The organism is Streptomyces sp. NPDC014995 (assembly GCF_043080745.1).
Lineage (GTDB): Bacteria > Actinomycetota > Actinomycetes > Streptomycetales > Streptomycetaceae > Streptomyces.
This window is the reverse complement of record NZ_JBIBVX010000018.1, coordinates 62909-89300: the sequence shown is the minus strand read 5'-3', so window position 1 is coordinate 89300 and position 26392 is coordinate 62909. Positions and strand designations below refer to the sequence as shown.

The 26392-nt window shown below is 71.0% G+C and carries 16 protein-coding genes and 1 pseudogene; 6 read left to right on the top strand and 11 right to left on the bottom strand.

The features are described 5' to 3' along the window. The first annotated feature begins 111 nt into the window (after positions 1 to 111). On the top strand, positions 112 to 645 hold the full coding sequence (locus ACF1A1_RS31470) for a TerD family protein (RefSeq protein ID WP_392004397.1): 534 nt from the start codon (positions 112 to 114) through the stop codon (positions 643 to 645). Positions 646 to 770: 125 nt separating this feature from the next. Here ACF1A1_RS31470 and ACF1A1_RS31465 read toward each other — a convergent pair whose 3' ends face one another. Continuing rightward, the gene (locus ACF1A1_RS31465) at positions 771 to 3659 is read right to left on the bottom strand and encodes a vitamin B12-dependent ribonucleotide reductase (RefSeq protein WP_392004396.1); all 2889 of its coding nucleotides are present in this window, start codon (positions 3657 to 3659) and stop codon (positions 771 to 773) included. Positions 3660 to 3824: 165 nt separating this feature from the next. After that, a complete protein-coding gene (gene nrdR / locus ACF1A1_RS31460; protein ID WP_392004395.1) occupies positions 3825 to 4394 on the bottom strand; it encodes a transcriptional regulator NrdR in 570 nt (189 codons plus the stop codon). A gap of 582 nt (positions 4395 to 4976) precedes the next feature. Here nrdR and lexA point away from each other — a divergent pair. Next, positions 4977 to 5756 (top strand): transcriptional repressor LexA, encoded by a 780-nt coding sequence (lexA, locus tag ACF1A1_RS31455; protein ID WP_392004394.1) that lies wholly within the window; start codon positions 4977 to 4979, stop codon positions 5754 to 5756. Positions 5757 to 5894: 138 nt separating this feature from the next. On the opposite strand, the gene ACF1A1_RS31450 is transcribed toward lexA, so the two are convergent. The 4 genes from ACF1A1_RS31450 to ACF1A1_RS31435 form a co-directional block, all read right to left on the bottom strand. Then, positions 5895 to 7877 (bottom strand): ATP-dependent DNA helicase, encoded by a 1983-nt coding sequence (locus ACF1A1_RS31450; protein ID WP_392004393.1) that lies wholly within the window; start codon positions 7875 to 7877, stop codon positions 5895 to 5897. Between the two features lie 260 nt (positions 7878 to 8137). Then, positions 8138 to 8962 carry a GNAT family N-acetyltransferase gene (locus ACF1A1_RS31445; protein WP_392004483.1) on the bottom strand — a complete coding sequence of 275 codons (825 nt, stop codon included), beginning with the start codon at positions 8960 to 8962 and terminating at the stop codon, positions 8138 to 8140. Continuing rightward, complete coding sequence (locus ACF1A1_RS31440) at positions 8857 to 10743, bottom strand: IucA/IucC family protein (protein WP_392004392.1); 1887 nt, start codon at positions 10741 to 10743, stop codon at positions 8857 to 8859. Before ACF1A1_RS31440 ends, ACF1A1_RS31445 begins: the two co-directional genes overlap by 106 nt. 512 nt (positions 10744 to 11255) lie before the next feature. Continuing rightward, the gene (locus tag ACF1A1_RS31435) at positions 11256 to 12872 is read right to left on the bottom strand and encodes a diaminobutyrate--2-oxoglutarate transaminase family protein (protein WP_392004391.1); all 1617 of its coding nucleotides are present in this window, start codon (positions 12870 to 12872) and stop codon (positions 11256 to 11258) included. Between the two features lie 864 nt (positions 12873 to 13736). Between ACF1A1_RS31435 and ACF1A1_RS31430 the strand changes: the two genes are divergently transcribed. The 4 genes and pseudogenes from ACF1A1_RS31430 to ACF1A1_RS31415 form a co-directional block, all read left to right on the top strand. Then, positions 13737 to 14210, top strand: coding sequence for a MarR family winged helix-turn-helix transcriptional regulator (locus tag ACF1A1_RS31430; protein ID WP_392004390.1), 474 nt, complete (start codon positions 13737 to 13739; stop codon positions 14208 to 14210). A gap of 170 nt (positions 14211 to 14380) precedes the next feature. After that, positions 14381 to 15973: a DHA2 family efflux MFS transporter permease subunit gene (locus ACF1A1_RS31425; RefSeq protein WP_392004389.1), complete on the top strand. Its 1593-nt coding sequence runs from the start codon at positions 14381 to 14383 to the stop codon at positions 15971 to 15973. 416 nt (positions 15974 to 16389) lie between these two features. Next, positions 16390 to 17613: a trypsin-like serine peptidase gene (locus ACF1A1_RS31420; protein ID WP_392004388.1), complete on the top strand. Its 1224-nt coding sequence runs from the start codon at positions 16390 to 16392 to the stop codon at positions 17611 to 17613. Between the two features lie 66 nt (positions 17614 to 17679). After that, positions 17680 to 18326: pseudogene (locus ACF1A1_RS31415) on the top strand (trypsin-like serine peptidase); the annotation flags it as partial. 119 nt (positions 18327 to 18445) lie between these two features. On the opposite strand, the gene hflX reads toward ACF1A1_RS31415, so the two are convergent. The 5 genes from hflX to ACF1A1_RS31390 all read right to left on the bottom strand — a co-directional run bounded on the left by hflX (position 18446) and on the right by ACF1A1_RS31390 (position 26284). Beyond that, positions 18446 to 19939 (bottom strand): GTPase HflX, encoded by a 1494-nt coding sequence (hflX, locus tag ACF1A1_RS31410; RefSeq protein ID WP_392004387.1) that lies wholly within the window; start codon positions 19937 to 19939, stop codon positions 18446 to 18448. 135 nt (positions 19940 to 20074) lie between these two features. Continuing rightward, positions 20075 to 21583, bottom strand: a complete 1509-nt coding sequence (locus ACF1A1_RS31405; protein WP_392004386.1) for a M1 family metallopeptidase — start codon at positions 21581 to 21583, stop codon at positions 20075 to 20077. Positions 21584 to 22035: 452 nt separating this feature from the next. Beyond that, positions 22036 to 24270, bottom strand: a complete 2235-nt coding sequence (locus ACF1A1_RS31400) for a RelA/SpoT family protein (protein WP_392004385.1) — start codon at positions 24268 to 24270, stop codon at positions 22036 to 22038. A 300-nt stretch (positions 24271 to 24570) separates the two neighbouring features. Further along, on the bottom strand, positions 24571 to 25464 hold the full coding sequence (gene dapF, locus ACF1A1_RS31395) for a diaminopimelate epimerase (RefSeq protein ID WP_392004384.1): 894 nt from the start codon (positions 25462 to 25464) through the stop codon (positions 24571 to 24573). Between the two features lie 310 nt (positions 25465 to 25774). Further along, entirely contained in the window at positions 25775 to 26284 is a 510-nt protein-coding gene (locus ACF1A1_RS31390; RefSeq protein WP_392004482.1) for a hypothetical protein, read from the bottom strand. Positions 26285 to 26392 lie beyond the last annotated feature (108 nt).

Here is a 26392-nt window from a genome sequence, read left to right as displayed (position 1 = left end):
GGGCAGAGCAACCATGCGAGCGTGCACGTGCACGTGGCAGGATGGACAACCGGCCCTGATGAGCGGGCAGTTCGGGGCGACGGCACATCGCGAACGGGGAGGGGAAGTCCGGTGAACGGCCTCAACAAGGGGATCGGCAAGGTCGAGATAGCGCTGAAGTGGGACCCCAGTCCGGCGGGGCAACCACCCACCGACCTGGACATAGTGGCCGCGACCTACCTGGCGGACGATCCACAGGGCGCCCCCGCCTATGTGGTGCACTTCGACAGCCGCTCCCCCGACGGCACCATCTCTCTCAACCGGGACAGCAAGGACGGCAAGGGCTTCGGCTGGGACGAGGTCATGACCGTGGAACTCCAGCGCCTGGATGCCCGGTACGCGCGCGTGGTGGTCGGTGTCGTCATCCAGCAGCACTCCGAGCACCGGACCTTCGTCAGCGTGCTCAATCCCGCCGTCCGGATCCGCGAGGGCTACACCGACCTGGCCGTGGACGACTTCGGCGGCGTGCTGGGCGCGACGGCGGCGACGGTCGCGGAGTTCGTGCGCGCCCCGTCCGACGGGTGGTCGTTCCACTCCGGTGTCCAGGGCTTCGAGGACGACCCGGCGACGTTCACCAGGATCATGGGCGAACTGCGCCGGCGGTGATCCCCGTCCCGCGCGTCAGGTCCTGAACCCGCGCCGGGCGCCGAACACGGACGAGGGCGGTGGAGCCGTACGCCGGCTCCACCGCCCTGTGCCAGGTCATTCACCCCTGGCCGGCACCGCTGGGATCAGCTGCAGCCGCTGGTCGAGCCGCAGCCCTCGCAGATGTAGCAGGAACCGGCCCGCTGCATCTTCGTACCGCAGGAGAAGCACAGCGGGGCGTCGGCCTGGATGCCCAGCTGCATCTCCACCAGCTCGGCGCTGGTGTGGGCCTGCTGCGGGACGGGCTTGACCGCCTCGACCTCGGCCTTCGGGGTGGCGACGGCCTTCAGATCGGTCTGCCGCGGGGCGGACTGGGCAAGACCCTCGACGTCCACGTCCTCCTCGGTCGGCTCGTACGAACCGGTCTCCAGGTGGCGCTGACGCTCCTCGGCGGAGTGGATGCCGAGTGCGGAGCGCGTCTCGAAGGGCAGGAAGTCCAGCGCCAGGCGGCGGAAGATGTAGTCGACGATCGACTGGGCCATCCGCACGTCCGGGTCGTCCGTCATTCCGGCCGGCTCGAAGCGCATGTTGGTGAACTTCGAGACGTACGTCTCCAGCGGCACGCCGTACTGCAGGCCGACGGAGACCGCGATGGAGAAGGCGTCCATCATGCCCGCGAGGGTCGAACCCTGCTTGGACATCTTCAGGAAGACCTCGCCGAGACCGTCGTCCGGGTAGGAGTTGGCGGTCATGTAGCCCTCGGCGCCGCCGACCGTGAAGGAGGTCGTGATGCCGGGACGGCCCTTGGGGAGGCGCTTGCGGACCGGGCGGTACTCGACGACCTTCTCGACCTTGGTCTCGACGGCGGCGGGCTCCTCGGCCTTCTTCTCCTCCACGTCCTTCTTCTTGGCGGAGAGGGGCTGGCCGACCTTGCAGTTGTCGCGGTAGATCGCGAGGGCCTTGACGCCCAGCTTCCAGGCCTCGAAGTAGATCTCCTCGACCTCCTCGACGGTCGCCGTCTCCGGCATGTTGACCGTCTTGGAGATGGCACCGGAGATCCACGGCTGGATCGCGGCCATCATGCGGACGTGGCCCATCGGGGAGATGGCGCGCTCGCCCATGGCGCAGTCGAACACCTCGTAGTGCTCGGGCTTGAGGCCGGGGGCGTCGATCACATTGCCGTGGTCGGCGATGTGGGCGACGATCGCCTCGATCTGCTCCTCCTGGTAGCCCAGGCGGCGCAGGGCCTGCGGGACGGTGCCGTTGACGATCTGCATCGAGCCGCCGCCGACCAGCTTCTTGAACTTGACCAGGGCGAGGTCGGGCTCGACACCGGTGGTGTCGCAGGACATCGCCAGGCCGATGGTGCCGGTCGGGGCGAGCACGGACGCCTGGGAGTTACGGAAACCGTTCTTCTCTCCGAGGTGCAGCACGTCCTGCCAGGCCTCGGTGGCAGCGGCCCAGACCGGGGTGTCCAGGTCGTCCATGCGGACGGCCGTGCCGTTGGCGTCGGAGTGCTGCTTCATGACGCGGTTGTGGGCGTCGGCGTTGCGGGCGTAGCCGTCGTACGGGCCGACGACCGCGGCCAGTTCGGCGGAGCGGCGGTAGGCCGTACCCGTCATCAGGGAGGTGATGGCGCCGGCCAGGGAGCGGCCGCCCTCGGAGTCGTACGCGTGACCCGTGGCCATCAGCAGGGCGCCGAGGTTGGCGTAGCCGATGCCGAGCTGGCGGAACGCGCGCGTGTTCTCGCCGATCTTCTGGGTCGGGAAGTCCGCGAAGCAGATGGAGATGTCCATCGCGGTGATGACGAGTTCGACGACCTTCTGGAAGCGCTCGGTCTCGAAGGACTGGTTGCCCTTGCCGTCGTCCTTCAGGAACTTCATCAGGTTCAGCGAGGCCAGGTTGCAGGACGTGTTGTCCAGGTGCATGTACTCGCTGCACGGGTTCGACGCGGTGATCCGGCCGGACTCGGGGCAGGTGTGCCAGTTGTTGATGGTGTCGTCGTACTGGATGCCGGGGTCGGCGCAGGCCCAGGCGGCTTCGGCGATCTTGCGGAAGAGGGACTTGGCGTCGACCTCCTCGATCACGTCACCGGTCATCCGCGCGCGCAGGCCGAACTGGCCGCCCTGCTCGACGGCCTTCATGAACTCGTCGTTCACGCGGACCGAGTTGTTGGCGTTCTGGTACTGGACGGACGTGATGTCGTCGCCGCCCAGGTCCATGTCGAAGCCCGCGTCGCGCAGCACGCGGATCTTCTCCTCCTCCTTGACCTTCGTCTCGATGAAGTCCTCGATGTCCGGGTGGTCCACGTCGAGGACGACCATCTTGGCGGCACGGCGGGTGGCGCCACCGGACTTGATGGTGCCGGCGGAGGCGTCGGCGCCGCGCATGAAGGAGACCGGGCCGGAGGCGTTGCCACCGGAGGACAGCAGTTCCTTGGAGGAGCGGATGCGGGAGAGGTTGAGGCCGGCACCGGAGCCGCCCTTGAAGATCATGCCCTCTTCCTTGTACCAGTCGAGGATCGACTCCATGGAGTCGTCGACGGCCAGGATGAAGCAGGCGGAGACCTGCTGGGGCTGCGGGGTGCCGACGTTGAACCAGACGGGGCTGTTGAAGCTGAAGATCTGGTGCAGGAGGGCGTACGCCAGCTCGTGCTCGAAGATCTCGGCATCGGCGGGCGAGGCGAAGTACTTGTAGTCCTCGCCAGCCTTCCGGTACGTCTTCACGATGCGGTCGATCAGCTGCTTGAGGCTGACCTCTCGCTGCGGGGTGCCGACGGCGCCCCGGAAGTACTTGCTGGTGACGATGTTGACCGCGTTCACCGACCAGAAGTCGGGGAACTCGACGCCACGCTGCTCGAAATTGACCGAGCCGTCGCGCCAGTTGGTCATGACGACGTCTCGGCGCTCCCAGGCCACCTCGTCGTACGGGTGCACGCCAGGGGTGGTGTGGATGCGCTCGATACGCAGCCCCTTGGTGGCTTTGGCGCCCTTCGCTCGGGAACCTCGTGCCGGACCGCTCGCCGTCTCTGTCATGCCGCCTCCCTGTACAGGCAAAAACGCCCTGAAATGCCACGATGTTCCCGTGGCACGGTGTTGTGTCTGGTGCTGCGGGCAACCCGTTCACTCGCGCCCGCAACAAGTCTTCGTCCGCCGCCGCCCGGCCGGATCCGAGGTCTCCGCCCGGTTCCGGCCCTCCGGTCAGTCGGCGGCGTGGGCGGGCTCGGGGACCTGCCCGGTCCCTCCGCGCCCGCCGTCGTCTTCCCGGCTCCCCGCGACAGCTCCTTCGGCGTCGTCACGGTCGTCGTCGTCCGCGGCGGGGTGCCCCGTCTGCTCCCTGAGTTCCGCGATGGCCGCCTCGAAGTCCTCGAGCGAGTCGAAGGCCCGGTAGACGGAGGCGAATCGCAGATAGGCGACGAGGTCGAGCTCCTGCAACGGGCCGAGTATGGCCAGCCCCACGTCATGGGTGGTCAGCTCGGCGCTCCCGGTGGCCCGCACCGCCTCCTCGACCCGCTGGCCGAGCTGGGCCAGGGCGTCCTCGGTGACAGGCCGCCCCTGGCATGCCTTGCGCACGCCGTTGATGACCTTGGTGCGACTGAAGGGCTCGGTGACTCCGGACCGCTTGACCACCATGAGCGAGCACGTCTCCACGGTCGTGAAACGACGGGAGCAGTCAGGACACTGGCGGCGCCTGCGGATCGACGTGCCGTCATCGGTTGTACGGCTGTCGACGACGCGGCTGTCGGGGTGCCTGCAGAAGGGGCAGTGCATGAACTCCAACCCTCCTCACAGCAGACTCAATAGCCTCGCTGGGCCTCATGGGCCCCTCGAAGCAGCCCCAAGCATAGGCGATCCAGAAACCGGTGCAGACCCGGGGGACCACAACTTGTGGGCTGCTGTTGCCATCCAACCACTAGATATGGGGCTTGGCTCATACACCCAGGCCAAAACGCGTGTCGCGGCAACAGCCATCACACCCTGCGGTTCCACCGTCACGCCGAGCACCCGAGAACGCCTGCACGCACGCGTGCACGGCCGTATCGCGGCAGCCCGCACAGGGATACCGTGAGCGCCACAAGGAGGAGCGGTGGGACTCTCGCACAGAGCGGGGCCCGGTTCCCGGCCGACGGGAGGGCGGATGGCAGACTGGGGCGACACCTCACAAGGTCATCGGCCCCGGCGGTGAAGGGTACAACAATGATCCCTTTTGCCTGCTGGTCAGCGCGCTAGCCATACACCCAGAGACATGATCAAGTCAGGCTATTCGCGCTTTTTCACTCGAACGTGTGTTTGGCGCAACCTTTCGAAAGCAACTACCGTTGTCCAGCAGGGAGACAACCGAGAGGGGCCGACGTGACCACCACCGCAGACAGTGCCACCATCACCGCCCAGGACCGCTCCCAGGGCCGACTCGAGCCGGTGCATGCGATGAACGAAGCCATGAATCCCGAGGGGCACAAGCGCTCCCTGCCGGGCCGACCTCCAGGCATCCGGGCGGACAGCTCGGGCCTCACCGACCGGCAGCGGCGGGTGATCGAGGTCATCAGGGACTCCGTGCAGCGGCGCGGCTACCCGCCGTCCATGCGGGAGATCGGCCAGGCGGTCGGCCTGTCCAGCACCTCGTCGGTGGCGCACCAGCTGATGGCACTGGAGCGGAAGGGCTTCCTGCGCCGCGACCCGCACCGTCCGCGCGCGTACGAGGTGCGCGGCTCCGACCAGGCGGCCACCGTGCAGCCCACGGACACCGCCGGCAAGCCCGCCGCGTCGTACGTTCCCCTGGTCGGCCGCATCGCCGCCGGTGGCCCCATCCTCGCCGAGGAGTCGGTCGAGGACGTCTTCCCCCTGCCCCGGCAGCTCGTCGGTGACGGTGAGCTGTTCGTGCTGAAGGTCGTGGGCGACTCGATGATCGAGGCCGCGATCTGCGACGGTGACTGGGTCACCGTCCGCCGCCAGCCGGTCGCCGAGAACGGCGACATCGTGGCCGCGATGCTCGACGGTGAGGCCACCGTCAAGCGTTTCAAGCGCGAGGACGGCCATGTGTGGCTGCTCCCGCACAACGCGGCGTACGAGCCGATCCCCGGCGACGACGCGACGATCCTCGGCAAGGTGGTGGCCGTACTGCGTCGCGTCTGAGATCGGCGGCGGACGGAGCTCCTCGATCCGCCCCCTGACTGGGCCCCGGGATCCCTGCGCCGGTTCCGGGGCCCTGTGCTGTGCCCGACCGGTTACCGCCGGTGGGGTGGCCTGCCCCGAGCCGGGACAGGCCACTCCTCACCGCGCTTCCGCTTCCGCCTGCTTGGCCGCCGCGTCGATCGCCGCCAGTGACTTGCGGACCTGGTTGCGGTCCGTCGTGTACCAGAAATCGGGCATGGACGCCTTCAGATAGCTGCCGTAGCGGGCGGTCGCCAGGCGCTGGTCCAGTACGGCGACCACCCCGCGGTCGCCCGACGCGCGCACGAGCCGGCCCGCGCCCTGGGCCATCAGCAACGCGGCGTGCGTGGCGGCGACGGCCATGAAGCCGTTGCCACCGGCGTCCTCCACCGCCTTCTGGCGGGCGCTCATCAGCGGATCGTCCGGACGCGGGAACGGGATCTTGTCCATGACCACCAGCTGGCAGCTGGGCCCGGGGACGTCCACGCCCTGCCACAGCGACAACGTGCCGAAGAGGCAGGTCATGGGATCCGCCGCGAAGTTCTTGATCAGCTCGCCGAGAGTCTCCTCGCCCTGCAGCAGGATCGGGAACTCGGGGATGCGCGTGCGCAGCTCCTCGGCGGCGAGCTGAGCGGCCCGCATGGACGAGAAGAGGCCGAGGGTGCGCCCGCCGGCTGCCTGGATCAGTTCGGTCAGCTCGTCCAGCATGTCCGCGCGGTCGCCGTCCCGCGCGGGGCGCGCCAGATGCTTGGCGACGTACAGGATGCCCTGCTTGGGGTAGTCGAAGGGCGAGCCGACGTCGATGCCCTTCCACTGCGGGAAGTCGTCACCCTGCGTGCCCTCCGGGGCGAGGCCGAGCGAGGCACCCACGCCGTTGAAGTCCCCGCCCAGCTTCAGGGTCGCCGAGGCAAGGATCACGGATCGGTCCGCGAAGAGCTTCTCCCGCAGCAGGCCGGACACGGACATGGGGGCGACGCGCAGGGAGGCGCCGAAGCGGTCGTGGCGCTCGTACCAGACGACGTCGTACTCGGAGCCGTCCACGATCCGCTCCGCCACGTCGTGCACGGTTTCCACGGACGCGAGGGCCTGTTTGCGGATCGCGTCCTCGTCCTGGACGGACTTGTCGCGGGTCGCGCCGATCGCGGAGATGACGGTGCGCGCGGCGTCGCGCAGCGCCATGAGGGCGTAACCGAGGTCCTCCGGGATCTCCTCCAGACGGCCCGGAAGCGCCAGCTCCATCAGCCGCTCGAACCCCTCGGCGGCGGTCTGTAGCTGGTCGGCGGCCTTCTCGTTGACCAGCTTCGCCGCACGGCGCACCGCGCGGTTGACCTGGCCCGGGGTGAGCTCACCGGTGGCTACTCCGGTGACGCGCGACACCAGCTCGTGCGCCTCGTCGACGATCAGCACCTCGTGCTGCGGGAGGACCGGGGCGCCCTCGATGGCGTCGATGGCCAGCAGAGCGTGGTTGGTGACGACGACCTCGGACAGCTTGGCGCGCTCACGGGCCATCTCCGCGAAGCATTCGGCGCCGTACGCGCACTTCGAGGCGCCCAGGCACTCCCGCGAGGAGACCGACACCTGGCCCCAGGCGCGGTCGGAGACGCCGGGCGTCAGGTCGTCGCGGTCTCCGCTCTCGGTCTCGTCCGCCCAGTCGCGCAGCCTCAGCAGGTCCTGGCCGAGCTTGCTGGTGGGAGCGGCTGCCTCGAACTGGTCGAAGAGCCCCTCCTCCTCGTCCTGCGGCATGCCTTCGTGCAGACGGTGCAGGCACAGGTAGTTCGACCGGCCCTTGAGCATCGCGAACTCCGGGCGGCGGCGCAGCAGCGGATGCAGCGCGTCGACCGTGCGCGGCAGGTCCCGCTCCACGAGCTGGCGTTGCAGCGCCAGCGTGGCGGTCGCCACGACGACCTTCTCCCCGTGCGCGAGCGCGGGCACGAGGTACCCCAGCGACTTACCGGTGCCGGTGCCGGCCTGGACCAGCAGATGGGAGCTGTCGTCGATCGCCTCCGCGACGGCTTCGGCCATGGTCACCTGGCCAGGGCGCTCCGTACCGCCGACGGCGGCGACGGCGGCATGCAGGAGTTCGGGGAGTGAGGGCTTCGTCATAGCGCGACCACCCTACGGCGCGGGACTGACAAACGTGTGGTCATGCGAGTGGTCAGGGGTGACGACGGAGACAGAATCAATGTGGGGAGCTTCTCGGATCGGTGGTGGCAGAGGGGCAGGCGGGGCTGTGGATCGTTGCGAGCAAGAGAATCCGAGGGGAGCGGAGCAGGTCCTCGAGAAAAAAGTGGTCGGCTCTCGGGCGTCCGGGAACCGGCCCGCATCCCGCGGCGTTCCATTTGTGACGGCGCGACCGCACAGTGTCACCACAGGAGAGGCGGTTGCCGGTCTCGGACCATGAGGGCTGCTCGCTTGGCGGGCAGGTCGACCTCGGCGGAGAACCGGAAGCCGGCGCTGAGGAAGGCGGCCACGGAGGGGGTGTTGCGAAGGTCCGGTTCGGCGACGAGGCGCGCGCAGGCGGGTCTCCTGTCGAGTACGAGGCCGGCGACGGCTCTGAGCAGAGTGCCACCGAGTCCCCGCCCGCGGTCGGCGTCACCGCCGATGAGGAGGTGGAGGCCGGTGTCGTGGGGCCGGGCCGGATAGTGGACGGCCAACGGGTCGAGGTCGGCCCGGTAGATCTCCCAGTAGCTCATCGGGGTGCCCTCCAGCACACCGAGACAGGGAACGCTGCGCCCGTCGCCGTCGAGCTGACGGCGCAGGTGTTCCTGGATCAGGGACGCGGGACCCGCCAGGTCCCAGAACGCCGCGACAGCGGGGTCGTTCATCCACCTGCCGATGCGGGGAAGGTCCCTCTCGAGCTGCACAGGGACGAGGTGGAAGGCGCCGGCCGGAGTGGCGACCGGCCCCCAGCCGCCGATGTGGTCCAGCAGGTCCTCGGCGGGCAGACACAGGTCCAGCGTGTCCTCGGTGTCTGTGGGAGGCACGGTGGGCTCCTTCTCTGATGGCGGGAGGGGCGGGCACCTCGGGAGCGAAGGGAGTGGGCGAGCGGGCAGGCGGGCGAGCGGTGACGGAAGGCGAAGGTTCAGGGATGCAGGGGGTTGGCGATGGTGACGTACACGGACTGGGTGTCGACCGGACCGACGAGTTCGTCGAGGCCGTGCAGCCGGGTCAGCAGATTGGCCTTGCAGCGTAGGACGGGTGAGTCGAGCAGACGGGCGGGCAGCGAACTGCGCAACCGGTCGGGGCCGTGGGCGGCTTCGGTGAGGAACCGTCGGAAGGCGGCGAGCAACAAGGGCTCGTCGGCGAGCCGCTGGGAGCCGAACGCACCGATGAGTCCGAGGACGTTGTTGATGCCGAGGTAGTAGGCGAAGCGCTCGTCGGTGACCTCGTCGGAGACGAAGGTGTCGCTGCGTTCGCCGATTCCCGGCAGTCGGGCTTCGAGTTCAGCGCGGCGGGACGACCGGAAGTAGTAGCCCTGGTTGTCGCGGTAGCGGCCGCCGGTGGGCCAGCCGTCGGGATCCAGCAGAAGGAGCGTGTTCTGCTGGTGTGCTTCCAGGGCGATGCCTGCCTCACCGTCCAGCCACAGCACGGGACGGACGACCTGTTCCAGGTAGCGCAGGAACCACTCGGTGGCCACGGTCCGGGGTGGGCGGCCTGTCTTGCGAGCGAGACGCGTGACGAGGAGGGCGAGCCGGGACGGCAGGGAGGGAGCCGGGCCCCGGTCGGACAGTGGCGCTTCCGCCGTGGGGTCGCCTGGTTCGGCGTTCTGCCGGGCGTACCGCTGGGTGTCTTGCTGGGCGTACGGCCGAGGAGTGACGAGGGCGGCGACGCAGGAGACGTCGTCGGACGGGGTGAACGGATTGTGCCGGATCACCACGTCGAGCCCTGTCACGGGGAGGCCGGCCGGTCCGTCGACGGCGAGCCAGGCCGGGTCACGGACGATGTCGAAGCCCGGATGGGCTGCCCGCCACTGCCTGAGCAGGCCGGTGCGCAGCAGGCGGTGCACCTCGACACCGCGGTGGAGTTCCTTGCGGAGGTTCTCGCGGCGGGAGTTGGTGATGTGCAGCCCCAGCGACAGTTTGAGCATCGCCGGGGCGCCGGACCGGTAGACGGTTCGGACGGAGGAGGTGGGATGCCACGGGAGCCCGTGTGCACCGAGGTCCCGGAGCAGTCCTGCGTCGAGCAGGGCCGCGACCTCGGGACGGTGGCGGGCCTCGCGCCACTGCCAGGGGTGCAGCGGCAGTGCGGCGTACCCGTCGGGCAGCGGCAGCCCGGCACCGGCGAGTCGGGCCGTCAGCCGGTTCGCCGGGACGAGGCGTCCCCGCTCGGTCCAGGCGGAGTCGGTGGCGAGTACGGACGGGGCGACAGCCAGCCAGTGCAAGGGGAAGGAGCCGTGCAGCTCGGGTGAGTACAGCGCTGCTTCGGTGTCGGAGAGGCCCTCGCGGCTCTTGGGGGTCGGGTGGAACGGATGTCCGAGCAGCAGTGCCTGTTCCGCGGCGAGGAACAGGTCCGGCTCGTCGGCCGGGCGTTCCCGGCGAGCACTGATGAAGGCCGCGGTGCGGCGGACAGAGTCGGCGACGCGAGCGACGAGGTCGAGACCGTCTCCGCAAGGGGAGATGGAGGGAGAGGTGGAGCCGGGTGGCGGGCCCGCGGAGGCGGTGGCGTCCTGGTCCGGGTGGGCGTCCGGGCCTTCGCCGACGCGCTCGTCCGTGGTTGTCGCGGACGTGCCGTGCGCCCCGGGCGTCTCGCGGGCCAGCAGGGCGGCGACCGTGACCGCGTCCACGGGCGGGGAGAGTTCGGGAGCGTCTGCCAGGTGTGGGAGGCCGAAGCGGTGCGAGCCCGTTGCGGACCAGTAGCGGACGGGGGTGAGCAGAGCGGTGCCGGTGGCGGGCAGCGGAATGCGCAGGATGCCGTCGGCGGAGGCGGACAGACCGGTCTCGCGCACCCAGCAGCGCAGCAGGTTCTCCACGGCTGCGGCCTGGGCCGCCGCCAGCGGGGCTGTGTGGTTCAGGAGATCGGTGACCGCGTGATGTGGCGGTTCGGTGCGCCGCTGTTCGGTGTGCGGGGTGTCTCCCTGTTGGCGGGGTGCCGGGAGTGCTGGAACGGAGAACGTTGGCGGGACGGAGGAGGTCGACGCTGATGCGGGGGAAGTCGTGGTTGCCCGGGTGGCGGAACCGGCGGGCCGGGGGGACGTGTTCAAGGTCGTTCCTCGTCGGGTGGGGTCGGCTCGGTCGGCGACGGAGCGGGGTGTTGCGGCGGTGGGCGCGCCCGTGGTCGGGCGCAGGGCTTCACGTCGAGACGTGGGGGCTCGGCAGCAGTGGCCTGGGGCGGCCTGCCCCGCGTGACGGAGTGGGCCCCGGGTGGCCCGGGCTCCGGCTCGCTCACGGAGCTCGGGGGCGTCGTGGTACACCGGCGGCTCGTGGTACACCGGCGGCCGCTGACCGTGGCGTACGTACGAGGCACGGGGAGTTGGTGCCCGCGTTACCTCGTGCCTTCGGCACCGGTTCGGTGCCGCGGGGGTGGGCCGGTCGGCTGTTGCGGTGGGCTCGGCCGGCGCTGGTCGGCCTGGTCCGTGCGGCCGGTGTGGGTACGAGCCACCGCCTCCAGCGCGTCCGCCAGCCGGTCGAGTACGGCGGCCGCCTGCTCGTCGGTGATCGTCAAGGGCGGCAACAGACGTACGACGCTCGCGTGCCGTCCGCCGAGTTCGACGATCAGGCCGCGCCGCAGGCACTCCCGCTGCACGGCGACGGCCAGGTCAGGGGCGGCGGGGCGAGGGCCAGGAGCGGCCTTCGTCCGCGTACTCATCCCCTGGGCCGGCGGATGAAGGCCCAGCGAGGCAGCCGTGGACGGCTCCCCCATCCGGCCTGGATCCGCCGGCACCGCGGTCACACTGCCGTTCGCGGACCCGGGTACGTCCCCTCCCCCGCCGTGGTCTTCCCACCCGCCCTCACCCAGGCCGACCCATCCGGGCTCGCTGCTGCGGCACTCGCCCTCCGGGTCCACCATCTCGATTCCGATCATCAGTCCCCACCCCCGCACATCGCCCATGTACGGGATGTCCCGGGCCAGCCGCCGGAGTTGGTCCAACAGGTGGGCGCCGAGGGTGGCCGCGCGGTCGGCGAGACCGTTGGTGCGGACGTAGGCGAGGGTGGCCGTGCCGGCGGCCATGGCGAGTTGGTTGCCGCGGAAGGTGCCCGCGTGGGCGCCGGGTTCCCAGACGTCGAGGTCGTCGCGGTAGACGATGACCGCCAGGGGGAGGCTGCCGCCGATGGCCTTGGAGAGGACCATGACATCGGGGGTGACCCCGCTGTGCTCCACCGCCCAGAAGGCGCCGGTCCGGCCGACGCCCGTCTGCACCTCGTCGGCGATCAGCGGGATGCGCCGGTCGGCCGTGATCTGCCGCATGCGCCGCATCCAGGCGTCCGGCGCGGGAATCACGCCGCCCTCGCCCTGGACCGGTTCGAGGATCATCCCGGCCGGTGGACGCACTCCGGACTTGGGGTCGTCGAGGACGGACTCGGTCCAGCGGGCGGCGAGTTCGGCGCCCCGCTCGCCGCCGACGCCGAACGGGCAGCGGTAGTCCTGCGGATAGGGCAGGCGCGTCACCCGTACGTCGAAGGCGCCACCGGAGGCTTCGAGGGATCCGGCGGTCATGCCGTGGTAGGCGCCGGTGAACGCCAGGACGCCCGTGCGGCCGGTGGCGGCCCGGACCAGCTTGAGCGCGGCCTCCACGGCGTCCGTGCCGGTCGGCCCGCAGAACTGCACGCGCGCGTGGCGGGCGAGCCCGGGTGGCAGGGTGCGGAACAGTTCGGTGATGAAGGCGTCCTTCACAGGAGTCGCGAGGTCGAGGACGTGCAGGGGTGCGCCGGAGTCGAGGACCTTGCGGATGGCCTCCAGCACGACGGGGTGGTTGTGGCCGAGTGCCAGGGTGCCGGCGCCCGAGAGACAGTCGAGGTAACGGCGGCCGTCAGCGCCCTCGATGGTCAGTCCGCGTGCCCGCACGGGCACGATCGGCAGGGCGCGCGCGTAGGTGCGGGCCGCCGACTCGCGCGCCGACTGCCTCCGCAGAATCCCCTCGTGCGCCGGCCGCACACCCATCGGGCTCCCGCCGGCGGAGGCGCCCTCGCCCTCGATGCTCCGCGCCTCGGAAGCCCCGGCAGGGGCCGCCTCAGAGGCAGCGCCCCCACCACCGGAGCGCCCCGAGGACGCATCTCCAGGTACCGGCTCGGTCACGGCCACGGCTCCCTGTCCTCCCGCTGTCCACAGGTGAGTTGGTGCGTCGCGGAACGCCAGGGCCGACGTCGTGTCCGTCGACCGCAAGGAGGTCGACCGCGAGGAAAACGGCTTCCCCGCACCCTCGGTGGATTCCCGCACGGAGGGCCGCAAGCAGGCGGCAGGCTCCACGGCTACCAACCCCGGATGATCCAGCGGGTTACGGGTTGCCTCGAATTCCCCTGCCGTGACGGACCGTCGCCGCTCCAGTCCGCCCCAGGTGGAGAAGCGGCCGGCGTCCATTGCCGGCATCCGTCAGAGGAGTCGACGCGGAGTGAAGTGGTGCGGCAGCTGCCACCCCGACCGGCGGTTGACGTCTCCTACGTGGCTTTCCGCTGACGTCCCCGCGGCGAGCGACGCCGCCCCTGACGCCGTGCTTCTCCTGGCGCACAGTGGCAGCTGTTGCGACCGCGTGGCACCGTCCGACACGCGGAACGGCGGAGCACCGTGGTCAGCGCATCGCCAGTAGACGGGCTGCCCCGAAGAAGCAGACGGGTCGCTCCGAAGAGGCAGACGGGCCGCCCCGAAGAAGTCGGCCGCACGGCACCGACCTCGCCGTCCCTGGCGCTGCGCTCCGGCGCCGGCGGGCCGAGGCCGGGCCCCACGTACCCCTCAGGGGGCGGGCAGACAAGAGACAGAAGCCATTTAGGTATGTTGACATAGGTATCTCGTCTTACCTATGGTGGTGGCATGCCCCAGCACAGCGCGTCCGCCCAGGACATCGACCAGGTGGCCGCGAGCCTCGTGGCATGCCTGCCCGCGCTGTCCCGGGCCCTTGAGCGGCAGATCGACCAGGACTACCCGCATCCCAAGCCCTCCGAGGCCCAGCTCGCGCTGTTGCGGCACATCGAGGTCAACGACGGCGTCACCGTGCGCGCGGCGGCCGAGGCCCTGCTGATGAAGCCGAACAACGTCAGCGCGCTGGTCACACAGCTGACCGAGCAGGGGCTGGTGGAGCGCCGGCAGGACCCCGCCGACAAACGGGTCGCGCACCTGCACCTCACTCCGACCGCCCGGCGGCGACTCGCCGAGGTCGCGCACCTCATGGGTGCCCATGTCGCGCATGCGCTGCGCGCCATGACCGACGGCGAACGGGGTGCCCTCGGCTCCGCCCTGGGCGCGCTCAACGTGCTCAACCGGCACCTTCACCACTCCGCCCGCTGATCACGCGCACCGGGTCCCCTGTGGGCCCGGTGGGCGTGCTGCGGGCCGGATCCTCCCGCGCTCCGGTCATCCGTGTGCCGGTCGCCGGGTCGCGTCGTTCCCCCATTCCCCGCGCTCGGGCCGAGTCCCGTCCGCGCCTCCCCCATGCCATACGAAGGACAAGCGCAGTCATGCCCTCCGCCACCATGAACCCGTCCGCCTCGCCGGCCCACGCCCCGCCCCAGGACAAGCCCCGCGGCCCGCGGGCCAATCCGTGGCTGACGCTCGTCGCCGTCGCCTTCGGCCTGTTCATGGTCGGTCTCGACGGCTCGGTCGTGTCGATCGCCAACCCCGAGATCGGCCGCGATCTGAACGCGTCCACCGCCGACCTGCAGTGGGTGACCAACTCCTACCTGCTGGCCCTCGCCGCGGCGCTGATCCTGGGCGGCAAGCTGGGTGACCGGTTCGGGCGCCGTACGTTCTACCTGATCGGCGTCGCCGGCTTCACCGCCGCGTCCGTCGCCATCGGACTCTCCGGATCCATCACGGGCGTCATCGTCTTCCGCGCGTTCCAGGGCTTCTTCGGCGCTCTGCTGATGCCCAACACCCTCGGCATGCTGCGTGCCGTCTTCCCGCCGAAGAAGTTCGGCATGGCGGTCGGCATCTGGGCCATGGTCTCCTCGGTCTCCACCGCCCTCGGCCCCATCGTCGGCGGTCTGCTCGTCGAGAACGTCAACTGGGAGTCCGTCTTCTACATCAACGCACCCATCGGCGTCATCGCGCTCGTCTTCAGCGCCGTCGTCCTACCGCAGAGCAGGAACACCGCCGCCGCGTCCGATAAGTTCGACATCCCGGGCGTCGTACTGCTGGCCCTCGGCCTGGTCGCCGTCGTGTTCGGCGTGGTCAAGGGCGAGTCGTGGGGCTGGACTTCGGGCGGCACCCTGGGCGCGATCGCGGCGGGCGTACTGGTCCTGGCGGTCTTCGGCTGGTACGAGACGCGCGTCGCGTCGCCGTTGCTGCCCCTGCGCCTGTTCCGCAGTCCCGCGCTGACCATCGGCACGGTCATCACCGCACTGAACTTCTTCGTCCTCCTCGGCGTGATCTTCTTCGTCATGCTCTACCTGCAGAACGTGCGCGGCCTCACCCCCGTCGAAGCGGGTGTGCGCACCCTGCCGCTGAGCCTGGCGTCGGTCGTGGCCTCGCCGCTCGGCGCCGCACTCACGGACCGGTTCGGGCCGCGGCTCACCATGCCGCTCGGCATGGTGCTCCAGGCGCTCGCCTGCTTCGTCATGCTCGGCTGGAGCGGAGACTCCTCCTACGCCGCGATGTGGCCGCCGTTCATCGCGCTCGGCCTGGGTGTGGGCATGGTGATGGCCTCCTCCTCCGACGCCATCGTCGGCAACGCACCGGTCAGGGACGGCGGCGTGGCGGGCGGATTGCAGGCGACCGCCCTGCAAGTGGGCGGCGCGCTCGGCACCTCCGTGCTGGTGTCGCTCATCAGCGGCCGGGTCGGTTCCACCCTCACCGGCGAACTGACCTCCGCCGGGGTGCCCGCGTCCGCGGCACAGGGCCTGCACGAGGCGAAGGACGCCGTGGCCATGGGAGTCGCCCCGGTCTCCGGTGACATGCCCGCCCAGCTCAGGACCGCCGTCATCGAGGGAAGTCACCAGGCGTTCATGAACGGCGTGCACACCGCCGTCCAGGTCGCCGGCGTGCTGTGCGTCATCGGCGCCGTGGTGGCCGCGGCCGGCGTGCGGCGCGCCGGCGAGGCGGTCGGTCACTGAAGGGACGACCCCGGTGGGCCCGGCCGTGCTGCGTGAGTGACCTGGAAGGACGGGTACTTCTCGCGCTCGGCCGGGCCGTCCGCATGGGTCCCGCAGGACACGCGTGAAGGAGAAGGAAGCGGGGCCGAACGCCGAGAGCGGCCCCGCGTACGGCGCCTCGTCCGGCTGCCCGAAGCCCGAGGAGACCGGATGCGACGAGACGCCGGATCGGCGGAACCCTGGACGTTTACCAGGTCAGACGGCTTGTAGCCGAACCGTTGCCGTTCCGTCGGGAGTCCCCCGCCGCGAGCGCATATCGTGTGATGCCGTTCCACCAGGCCGTGAGACCCGCGTGAACCGGGCGTGAGATCACCATGAGTTACGCGGCGGGAACGGCCAACCGCTCCAAGTTCGTTGACAGCAGGGGGAGTCAGACCATGCGATCCATACGGCCGTCGTTCACCGCTCGTCGGGGGAGGAACGCCCGCCGCGGAACTCGCCCCGTGCTGGGCGCCGTCGCCCTCGTCTCGGCGCTCGCACTCACCGCGACCGCCTGCGACTCGGGTGACAGCAACGCGGAGAGCCAGGCCACCGCGTCCGCCTCGGCGGGCGGGGACGGAAAGATCACGATCCCGGACGACATCAAGGACCGGCTCAAGGAGCACGGGATCGACCTCGACAAGTGGAAGAACGGCGCCTGGAAGAACTGGGACAGGGACGACTGGCTGCGTGAGGCGCAGGACTACGTCAACCCCATCATCGAGGGTCTGTGGGACCCGGACCGGATGCGCGAGGCCGAGGACCCGGACCGGGGTGTCGACGACAGCGACCTCTCCGACGACCAGGGCGTGACCGACCCGGCGCCGGCGGCGGTGGACGCGACGGCCGTGTCGGCCACGTACCACGACAACGCTCCCGAGGCGGGCAAGGTGTTCTTCGACTCCCCCGAGGGCACGATGGTCTGCTCGGCGACGGTCGTACAGGACCCGGCCCACCCCGGCAAGTCCAACCTCGTGTGGACGGCCGGCCACTGCGTGCACGCCGGCAAGAAGGGCGGCTGGTACCGCAACATCGCGTTCGTGCCGTCGTACAACAACGGGGGCAAGTCGGCCGAGGAGTTGCAGACCGCCACGAAGGAGGAAGCCGCGCCGTACGGGGTCTGGTGGGGTGACTGGGCGCAGACCTCGGACCAGTGGATCGAGCAGGGCGGGCAGACCGGCGGTGACGGGGCGGCGTACGACTTCGCCGTCATTCATGTGACGCCCGAGGAGGGCGGCTCCGGCAAGTCGCTGGAGGAGACGGTCGGTTCGGCACTGCCGGTGGACTTCGCTGCGCCGGCCGTGACCAAGGTGCGGAGCATCACCGCCACGGGGTATCCGGCGGCGGAGCCGTACGACGGGCAGAAGCTGTACCAGTGCGAGGACAAGCCGGGGCGGCTGTCGCTCAACGCCTCGGACCCGACGATGTACCGCATCGGCTGCACGATGACCGGCGGTTCGTCCGGCGGCGGCTGGGTGGCGACGGGCTCGGACGGCAAGCCGGCACTGGTGTCCAACACCTCGATCGGCCCGGTGGACGCGGGCTGGCTCGCGGGGCCGCGACTCGGTGAGGCGGCCAAGGGCGTGTACGACTCGGTGAGCGAGAAGTTCGCCGGACAGTGATCGACGGCGGTGGGGTGTCTCACGGGAACCTTCACCACCTCACCGCCGTTCGTCCCGCATCGCATGGGCCCCAACCTCGTCTGGACGGCCGGACACTGTGTCCACGCCGGTGGCGAGGGCGGCTGGTACCGCAACATCGTCTTCGTCCCCGCCCACAACGACCTCGGCAGGTCCGAGGCGGAACTGGGCAAGGCGACGGCCTCGGAGATCGCCCCGTACGGCAACTGGTGGGCGGACTGGGCGTCGACGTCGAACACTGGATCCAGGGCGGCTCGGACACGGGCGGCGCGGGTGGCGCGTACGACTACGCCGTGCTGCGTGTGACGCCCGAGTCCGGTGCCGAGTCGCTGGAGGAGACTCTCGGCGGAGCGCTGGACGTCGACTGCTCCGCGCCGTCCGCGACCGAGGTCGACGCGATGGGCGCCTGGGGCTATCCGGCGGCGGCACCGTACAACGGGCTGACGATGTTCAAGTGCCTCGACCGGCCCGGGCGGCTGTCGCTGAGCCCGGCGCTGCCGACGATGTACCGCATCGGCTGCACCATGACCGGCGGTTCGTCGGCGGCGGCTGGTCCCGGAAGGTGGACGGCGAGACCAAGCTGGCCTCCAACACCTCGATCGCCCGGCCGACCACACCTGGCCGGCGGGCCCGCGGCCCGGCCAGGAGGCCCGGGCCCTCTACGAGAACATGAGCAGACCCACGGCGGTCGGTGACCCGAGCCCGTGGGCCCCGGCCCGCTGAGCCGCCTCGCGCGGGCCGCCGCCGGGCACACCGAAGGCCCGCCCCCTGCGCCGAGCAGGGGGCGGGCCTTCGCACTCCGTAGGACGAGGTGTCAGGCGAGCTGTGCCGGGACGTACGGCGCGAGATCCGCCGCCAGCTCCTCGTGCACCCGCGCCTTGAGCAGCGTGCCCTCCGCCGTGTGCTCCGCGGAGATCACCTCGCCCTCGGTGTGGGCACGGGCGATCAGCTTGCCGTGCGTGTACGGCACGAGCGCCTCGATCTCGACCGACGGCCGCGGCAGCTCGTCGTCGATGAGCGTGAGCAGCTCGTCGATGCCCCTGCCGGTGCGGGCCGAGACGGCGATCGAGTGCTTCTCGATCCGCAGCAGCCGCTGGAGCGTCAGCGGGTCGGCCGCGTCCGCCTTGTTGATCACGACGATCTCGGGTACGTCGGTGGCGCCGACGTCCCGGATCACCTCGCGGACGGCCGCCAGCTGCTCCTCCGGGTTCGGGTGCGAGCCGTCCACCACGTGCAGGATCAGGTCGGACTCGCCGACCTCCTCCATGGTGGAGCGGAACGCCTCGACCAGGTGGTGCGGCAGGTGCCGGACGAATCCGACGGTGTCCGCCAGCGTGTACAGCCGCCCGCTCGGGGTCTCGGCCCGGCGCACGGTCGGGTCGAGGGTCGCGAACAGGGCGTTCTCGACGAGGACGCCCGCGCCCGTGAGGCGGTTGAGGAGCGAGGACTTGCCGGCGTTGGTGTAGCCCGCGATGGCGACCGACGGCACCTTGTGGCGCTTGCGCTCCTGGCGCTTGATCTCGCGGCCGGTCTTCATCTCCGCGATCTCCCGGCGCATCTTCGCCATCTTCTCGCGGATCCGTCGCCGGTCCGTCTCGATCTTGGTCTCACCGGGACCACGGGTGGCGAGGCCGCCGCCCTTGCCGCCGCCCATCTGACGGGACAGCGACTGACCCCAGCCTCGCAGCCTCGGCAGCATGTACTGCATCTGCGCGAGCGCGACCTGCGCCTTGCCCTCCCGGGACTTGGCGTGCTGGGCGAAGATGTCGAGGATCAGGGCCGTACGGTCGATGACCTTGACCTTGACGACGTCCTCGAGGTGGATCAGCTGGCCCGGGCTGAGCTCACCGTCGCAGATGACGGTGTCCGCGCCCGTCTCGAGCACGACGTCGCGCAGCTCGTCGGCCTTGCCGGAGCCGATGTAGGTGGCCGCGTCGGGCTTGTCACGGCGCTGGATCACGCCGTCGAGCACCAGCGCGCCCGCGGTCTCCGCGAGGGCGGCGAGCTCCGCGAGGGAGTTCTCCGCGTCCTGTACGGTCCCCGAGGTCCAGACGCCGACGAGCACGACCCGCTCCAGGCGGAGCTGACGGTACTCGACCTCGGTGACGTCCTCGAGCTCGGTGGAGAGGCCCGCGACGCGGCGCAGGGCCGCGCGCTCGGAGCGGTCGAACTGGTCGCCGTCCCGCTCTTCGTCGATCTCGAGGCTCCAGGCGACGTCCTCTTCCATCAGGGCATCGGCCCGAAGGCCCTCGGGGTAGGCATGCACGAGGCGCTTGGCGTCCTGGGAAGGGGAAGAAGAGGAGGTCATTGGGTCCTTACGTCGTTGGGGATGCCGATTCGGCGGTCATACTGCACAACGTACGAGTACCCCGGGAGATTCCCGTTGTCCCGTACCACGCCGACCTCACGATGGTCGCACGGTACGGCCCGTCTCGTCACCGCCTTATTTCGCGGCCTTGTCGGCGGACGAGGAGGGCGCCGCCGACTTCCACGTCGGGTGTCCGGGCATCGGCGGGGTCTTCTCGTCGTACAGCCAGTTCTTGAAGAAGACCCCGAGGTCGCGGCCGGAGATCTGCGTGGCGAGGCGCTGGAAGTCGGCGGTGGTCGCCGTGGAGTCGCGGTGCTCGCGCACCCAGACGCGTTCCAGCTGCTCGAACGCCCGTGTGCCGATCTCCTGGCGCAGGGCGTACAGCACGAGGGCCGCGCCGTCGTAGACGTTCGGGCGGAAGATGCCGATCTTCTGGCCGGGCGTGGGCGGCTTGGGGGCCGCGGGCGGGCCGCCGGACGCACGCCAGCCGTCGGAGGCGCCGTACGCCGCCTTCATGCGCGCCTCCAGGGTGCGGCCCGCTCTCTCCTCCGCGTAAAGGGCTTCGTACCAGGTGGCGTGCCCTTCGTTGAGCCACAGGTCGGACCAGGTGTTTGGGCTGACGCTGTTGCCGAACCACTGGTGGGCCAGCTCGTGCACCATGACCGACTCGACGTACCACCTGGGGTAGGCGGGCTCGGTGAACAGATTTCGCTCGAAGAAGGAGAGGGTCTGCGTCTCGAGCTCGAAGCCGGTCGTGGCGTCGGCCATGAGCAGACCGTACGTCTCGAAGGGATAGGGGCCGACCTTGTTCTCCATCCAGGTGATCTGGTCGGGGGTCTTCTTCAGCCAGGGTTCGAGGAGACGGCGGTCCTTGGTGGGCACGACGTCCCGTAGGGGCAGCCCGTGCGGGCCCTGACGGTGCAGGACGGTGGAGCGGCCGATGGACACCTGGGCGAGTTCGGTGGCCATGGGGTGCTGCGTCCGGTACGTCCATGTGGTCGTGCGGCCGGCCCTGGCGACTCCGGCCGACAGGCCGTTGGCGACGGCCGTGTAGGCGTCGGGTGCGGTGACCCGGATCGTGAATGTCGCCTTGTCGGAGGGATGGTCGTTGCAGGGGAACACCAGGTGGGCGGCGTCGGCCTGGTTGGCCATCGCGAGGCCGTCCGCGGTCCGCACCCAGCCGCCGTCCCGGCCGCCGCTCACCGGGTCACTGGTGTGGCGCACGGTGACGCGCATCCGGTCGCCCCGGGCCAGCGGGTCCTCCGGTGTGATCACCAGGTCCTCGCCGGCGCTGAGGAAGGCGGCGGGCTCGCCGTCGACCTCGACGGACCGGACCTTGCCGTGGGCGAAGTCGAGGTTGATCCGGTCCAGGGCGGTGGTGGTCCAGCCGTCGATGGTGGTGACCGCCTGGAGGGGCTTGCTGTTGCTGCCGGAGTAGGTGAACGCCAGGTCGTACGAGGCCACGTCGTACCCGGGGTTGCCCAGGTACGGGAAGAGGCGGTCACCGACGCCGAGCGGGGTCGCCGGGGCGCTCGCGGCGACGAGACAGACGGAGACGGCCGAGGCCAGCAGGGCGGGCTTGAGGCGACGGGAGCAGGCGGTTCTGGCGGGGGACGTGAGGGTGGTGAGCAGGGTGAGGGGCATGCACCACCGCTACCAGCGCACACGTGCCCCTCGGCGACGACGCGCGACCGGCCCACTCGAACGGATTGCCCGCGCGTGCGCGTGCCTGGTGCTGGAAGGGGGCGCGTGCCTGGTGCCGGGAGGGAGCGAGGGGTGGCGGGGTGCGCGTCGGGCGGTCAATTCCGCGGAGATGCGAACGTTCCGCGCGCGGGCGGGCCGCCCATGCACCCGCCCGACTCCCGACCCGGCGGGCGCTCCCGGACAGGACGTGCGCCCCCGGCGGACATACGCCCCCGGAGCTCAGGCCGACGGCGGTGCGGCGGCCTGCCCCTGCGAGCCGTGGGCGTGCGCTCCCCCGACGGAGTCCGCGTAACAGCAGGGGCGACCCCTACGGGCGTACGCTCCCGCGCCCCGCACGTGCCGACCGGCTCGCGCCTGATGGCTCGGGCGGCGCAGCCTCTCCCGCCCCCGTGTCAGAAAGCCGGCGCGTGGTGCTGTGCCCGGCTCACGTCGTACACGCCGGGCACGTTCCGCATGGCGCGCATCAGCGTGGGGAGGTGGGCCGCGTCGGGCAGTTGGAGGGTGTACGTGTGGCGTACGCGTTGTTGGGTCGGGGGTTCGACGGTCGCGGAGACGATCTCCGCGCCTTCCAGGGCGATCGCCTCGGTGAGGTCGGCGAGCAGGTGGGGGCGGCCGAACGATTCGGCGACCAGGGTGACCCGGCACTCGGTGGTGTCCCCCCAGCGCACGTCGAACCGCGCGCGCCCCGCCTCGGACATGCGTGCCACGGCGGCGCACTCCACTCGGTGCACGGTCACCACTCCCCCGCGCACGGCGAAAGCGGTCACCTCGTCGGGGGGCACGGGCGTGCAGCACCCGGCGAGCCGGACGTTCGCCCCGGGACGGTCCGCCACGGTGATCGCGGCCCCCGGGCGGAGAACGGGCCCTTCGGAAGCGGAGCGGGCGGCGACGCCTCCGGGGGCTCCCCCCGCCTCGGCCTCGTCGGCGGACACGGGCCCCCAGACCGCCCCAGCCACCGCAGTCGCTCCGGCCACCCCGGCCTCCCCTGCGGCTTCACCGCCGGGCTCGGCGGCCGGGCCGTCCGCGCCCGGATGCGTCGCCAGCCACCGCTGGATGGCGATGCGGGCGGCCGGGGTGTGGGCGTGCTCCAGCCACTCCCTGGAGGGCTCGGAGGCCGGGTCCTGGCCCATGAGGAGCTGAACGGTGTCGCCGTCCTGCAAAACGGTGCTCAGGGTCGCCAGGCGGCCGTTGACGCGGGCGCCGATGCAGGCGTGGGCGTCCTCGCCGTACTGCGCGTACGCCGCGTCCACGCACGTGGCGCCCTCGGGCAGGCCGAGGGCGCCGCCGTCGGGGCGGAAGACGGTGATCTCGCGGTCCTGGGCGAGGTCCTCGCGCAGGGTGGACCAGAAGGTGTCGGGGTCGGAAGCGGCCTCCTGCCAGTCGAGGAGGCGGGAGAGCCAGCCGGGCCGGGTGGGGTCGACGCGCTCCCCGTCGGCCGGCCCACCCTCGCCGCCCTGTTCCTCCGCAGGAGCGGCGTAGGGATTGCCGAGCGCGACGACGCCGGCCTCGGCGACCTTGTGCATCTGGTGGGTACGGATGAGGACTTCGGCGACCTGGCCGTCCGCACGGGCCACAGCGGTGTGCAGCGACTGGTAGAGGTTGAACTTCGGGACGGCGATGAAGTCCTTGAACTCCGACACGACGGGCGTCATACAGGTGTGCAGTTCGCCGAGGACCGCGTAACAGTCGGCGTCCTCGTTGACGAGGACGAGCAGGCGGCCGAAGTCGCAGCCGCGCAGCCGGCCGCGTTTGCGGGCGACGCGGTGCACGGAGACGAAGTGCCTCGGCCGGATGAGGACGTCGGCCTGGATGTCGGCGTCGCGCAGGACCGCGCGCATGGCGTCGGCGAACTCGGCGAGCGGGTCGTCCGCGCGGGAGGCGTTGTCGGCGATCAACTCGCGTGTGCGCTGGTACTCCTCGGGGTGCAGGATCGCGAAGACGAGGTCTTCCAGCTCGGTCTTGAGGGCCTGGACGCCGAGGCGCTCGGCGAGCGGGATGAGGACGTCGCGGGTCACCTTGGCGATGCGTTCCTGCTTCTCGGGACGCATCACGCCGAGGGTGCGCATGTTGTGCAGCCGGTCGGCGAGTTTGATCGACATCACGCGGACGTCGTTGCCGGTGGCGACGAGCATCTTGCGGAAGGTCTCGGGCTCGGCCGCGGCGCCGTAGTCGACCTTCTCCAACTTCGTGACGCCGTCGACGAGGTAGCGCACCTCCTCGCCGAACTGCTCGCCGACCTCGTCGAGCGTCACGTCGGTGTCCTCGACGGTGTCGTGGAGCAGAGAGGCCGTCAGTGTGGTGGTCTCGGCGCCGAGTTCGGCGAGGATGAGGGTCACGGCGAGCGGGTGCGTGATGTACGGCTCGCCGCTCTTGCGCATCTGGCCGCGGTGCGAGGACTCGGCGAGCACATAGGCGCGGCGCAGCGGTTCCAGGTCGGCGTCGGGGTGGTGGGCGCGGTGCGCCTCGACCACGTGGCCGATCGCGTCGGGCAGTCGTCCGCGGGCGGCGGGGCCGAGCAACGCCGCCCGGCCCAGGCGACGCAGGTCGATCCGGGGGCGGCTGCGCCTGCGGGAAGCGGCAGGCGCCACCGGGCCTGGCGTCGCGGGGTTCGTGGCCTCCGCACTCATGGGCACCTCCGGCTGCGTGGACCGGCGGACGGAGTGCCCCAAGGCGGACACGGCTCAGGGGGCTGGCAACGATCCCCCGTCCGGGCCGGTGCTTGATGCTACCGAGCCCACCACGCCCGACTGACCGCCTCTCGCCGAGCGTGAAACGGATCACCCATTCGAGCGATGGTGCGGAGGTTTACGATTTTGCGCCGCCTGACCTGGGGCGGGTCGTGATGTCGAACTCCTGGGCCCGGCCCCGGCGGCACTCCTGCGCCTCACTCGGCCGCCTCAGCCTCCGATGCCAAGCCACCGCGCCCGTCAGCGGACGGCGGTTTCCAGCCACTGCGGGTCGATCGTGCCTTCGGCGACGATCACCGCGGGGCCGGTCATCTCGATCTCGCCGTCGGGCCGTTCGGTGATCACGAGGCGACCGCCGGGGACGTCCACGGTGTACGTGGCCGGCGTCCCGGTGACGGTCGGGTCGGCGCCGTCCCGGCGGGCGGCCGCCACGGCGACGGCGCAGGCGCCCGTGCCGCACGAACGGGTCTCGCCGGAACCACGCTCGTGCACGCGCAGCGCGACGTGCCGCGGGCCGCGGTCGACGACGAACTCGACGTTGACCCCGTCCGGGTAGGCGGAGGCGGGGCTGAAGGGCGGCGGGGAGAGCAGGTCACCCGCGTGCGCGAGGTCGTCGACGAAGGCGACGGCGTGCGGGTTGCCCATGTTCACGTTCCGCGCGGGCCAGGTGTGCTCGCCGACGCTCACGGTGACCTCCCCGTCGGGGAGGCGCGCCTTGCCCATGCCGACGGTGATGTCGCCCGCGGCGGAGCCGCTGCCGGACACCGTCTTGGCGATGTGCACGGTCTTCACGCCCCCGCGCGTGGCGACCGCGAGGTCGCCCTCGGTGACGAGCCCGGCGTGCTGGAGGTAGCGCGCGAAGACGCGGACGCCGTTGCCGCACATCTCGGCGATGGAGCCGTCGCCGTTGCGGTAGTCCATGAACCACTCCGCCTCGGCGGCCATGTCCTTCGCCTCGGGGTGCGCGGCGGACCGCACGACGTGCAGCAGCCCGTCACCGCCGATGCCCGCGCGGCGGTCGCACAGGGCGGCGACGGCGGCCGGGGGGAGGTCGACGGCGTTCTCGGGGTCGGGGACGATCACGAAGTCGTTCTCGGTGCCGTGCCCCTTGAGGAAGGCGATCCGCGTGCTCATTCCTCGATCGTACGGGGTGGGTACGACACCGACCCCCACTCGGCCCTCGCGCTCGCGCCGGGACCCCATGCGCCCCGCTCGCCGCCGTGACCAGGTCGCCGCGGGTCCGCCTCGTGCGGGAGGCGGCTTCGCAGGTCCGGTGGCCCGGGTCGGAGACAGGTCCGGTGACCCGGTCGCGCCGGAGATTCGCCGCGCCGGAGGAACGGGAAGACCATGCCGACGCTGCGGCGCAGCCGGGGCAGGTCGCGGCAGACCGTGCGACCGTCGCGGTGCACGACTTGGCCGCCCGGAGGGCCTCCGGCTCGGGAGGCTAGCGAAGCCGGGCGACCCGCCACACCGCGAGGGCCACCACCGCGGCGACCATCACGACGTACGCGAGGACGACCCGCCAGTCGGGGCGGCAGCCGGAGCCGCGCTGGGGCAGGCCGGGCCACGTGTAACCGACGCGGCGCGCGGCCATCATCCCCCAGCCGGCCGCGCAGGAGCAGATCAGCAGCCCCAGCATGGCGATCACGGCTCCGCTGTCGCCGAAGTCGAAGGCGAGGGGGAAGGCGAACATCAGGGAGCCGGTCGCGGCCAGGCCCACGATGGGGGCGAGCTGCCAGATCCGCAGCCGGCGCTGCGGACGCAGCTCGACCTCGACCTCGGGGCCGCCCGCGAACATCTCCTCGGGCTCGGGCCCGTCGGCGGTCACGCCGTCCTGGGTGTCGTCGACGTCCGGCCCGTCGGGGCTCAGACGTCCTTCCTCCGGCTCCGGTTCACCCCGCTCGGGGATGAGGTGCTCGGTGCCTTGTGCGGTGTCGCGAGGGCCGGCCTCCATCGCCACGCGCCCTCCCAACTCGGACTCCACTTGGTCGATCGAAGCTCGATGATGGCACGGTGCCGAAGGCCCGGACGGCGGCCTGAGCGTCCCGATGCCATGACGTGA

Coding starts and splice junctions, on each gene's coding strand:
- ACF1A1_RS31400 (WP_392004385.1), bottom strand. CDS start 24,270: ATGAGTGCGGAGGCCACGAACCCCGCGACGCCAGGCCCGGTGGCGCCT.
- nrdR (WP_392004395.1), bottom strand. CDS start 4,394: ATGCACTGCCCCTTCTGCAGGCACCCCGACAGCCGCGTCGTCGACAGC.
- ACF1A1_RS31435 (WP_392004391.1), bottom strand. CDS start 12,872: ATGGGTGTGCGGCCGGCGCACGAGGGGATTCTGCGGAGGCAGTCGGCG.
- ACF1A1_RS31450 (WP_392004393.1), bottom strand. CDS start 7,877: ATGACGAAGCCCTCACTCCCCGAACTCCTGCATGCCGCCGTCGCCGCC.
- hflX (WP_392004387.1), bottom strand. CDS start 19,939: ATGACCTCCTCTTCTTCCCCTTCCCAGGACGCCAAGCGCCTCGTGCAT.
- ACF1A1_RS31465 (WP_392004396.1), bottom strand. CDS start 3,659: ATGACAGAGACGGCGAGCGGTCCGGCACGAGGTTCCCGAGCGAAGGGC.
- ACF1A1_RS31425 (WP_392004389.1), top strand. CDS start 14,381: ATGCCCTCCGCCACCATGAACCCGTCCGCCTCGCCGGCCCACGCCCCG.
- dapF (WP_392004384.1), bottom strand. CDS start 25,464: ATGAGCACGCGGATCGCCTTCCTCAAGGGGCACGGCACCGAGAACGAC.
- ACF1A1_RS31430 (WP_392004390.1), top strand. CDS start 13,737: ATGCCCCAGCACAGCGCGTCCGCCCAGGACATCGACCAGGTGGCCGCG.
- ACF1A1_RS31390 (WP_392004482.1), bottom strand. CDS start 26,284: ATGGAGGCCGGCCCTCGCGACACCGCACAAGGCACCGAGCACCTCATC.
- ACF1A1_RS31405 (WP_392004386.1), bottom strand. CDS start 21,583: ATGCCCCTCACCCTGCTCACCACCCTCACGTCCCCCGCCAGAACCGCC.
- ACF1A1_RS31420 (WP_392004388.1), top strand. CDS start 16,390: ATGCGATCCATACGGCCGTCGTTCACCGCTCGTCGGGGGAGGAACGCC.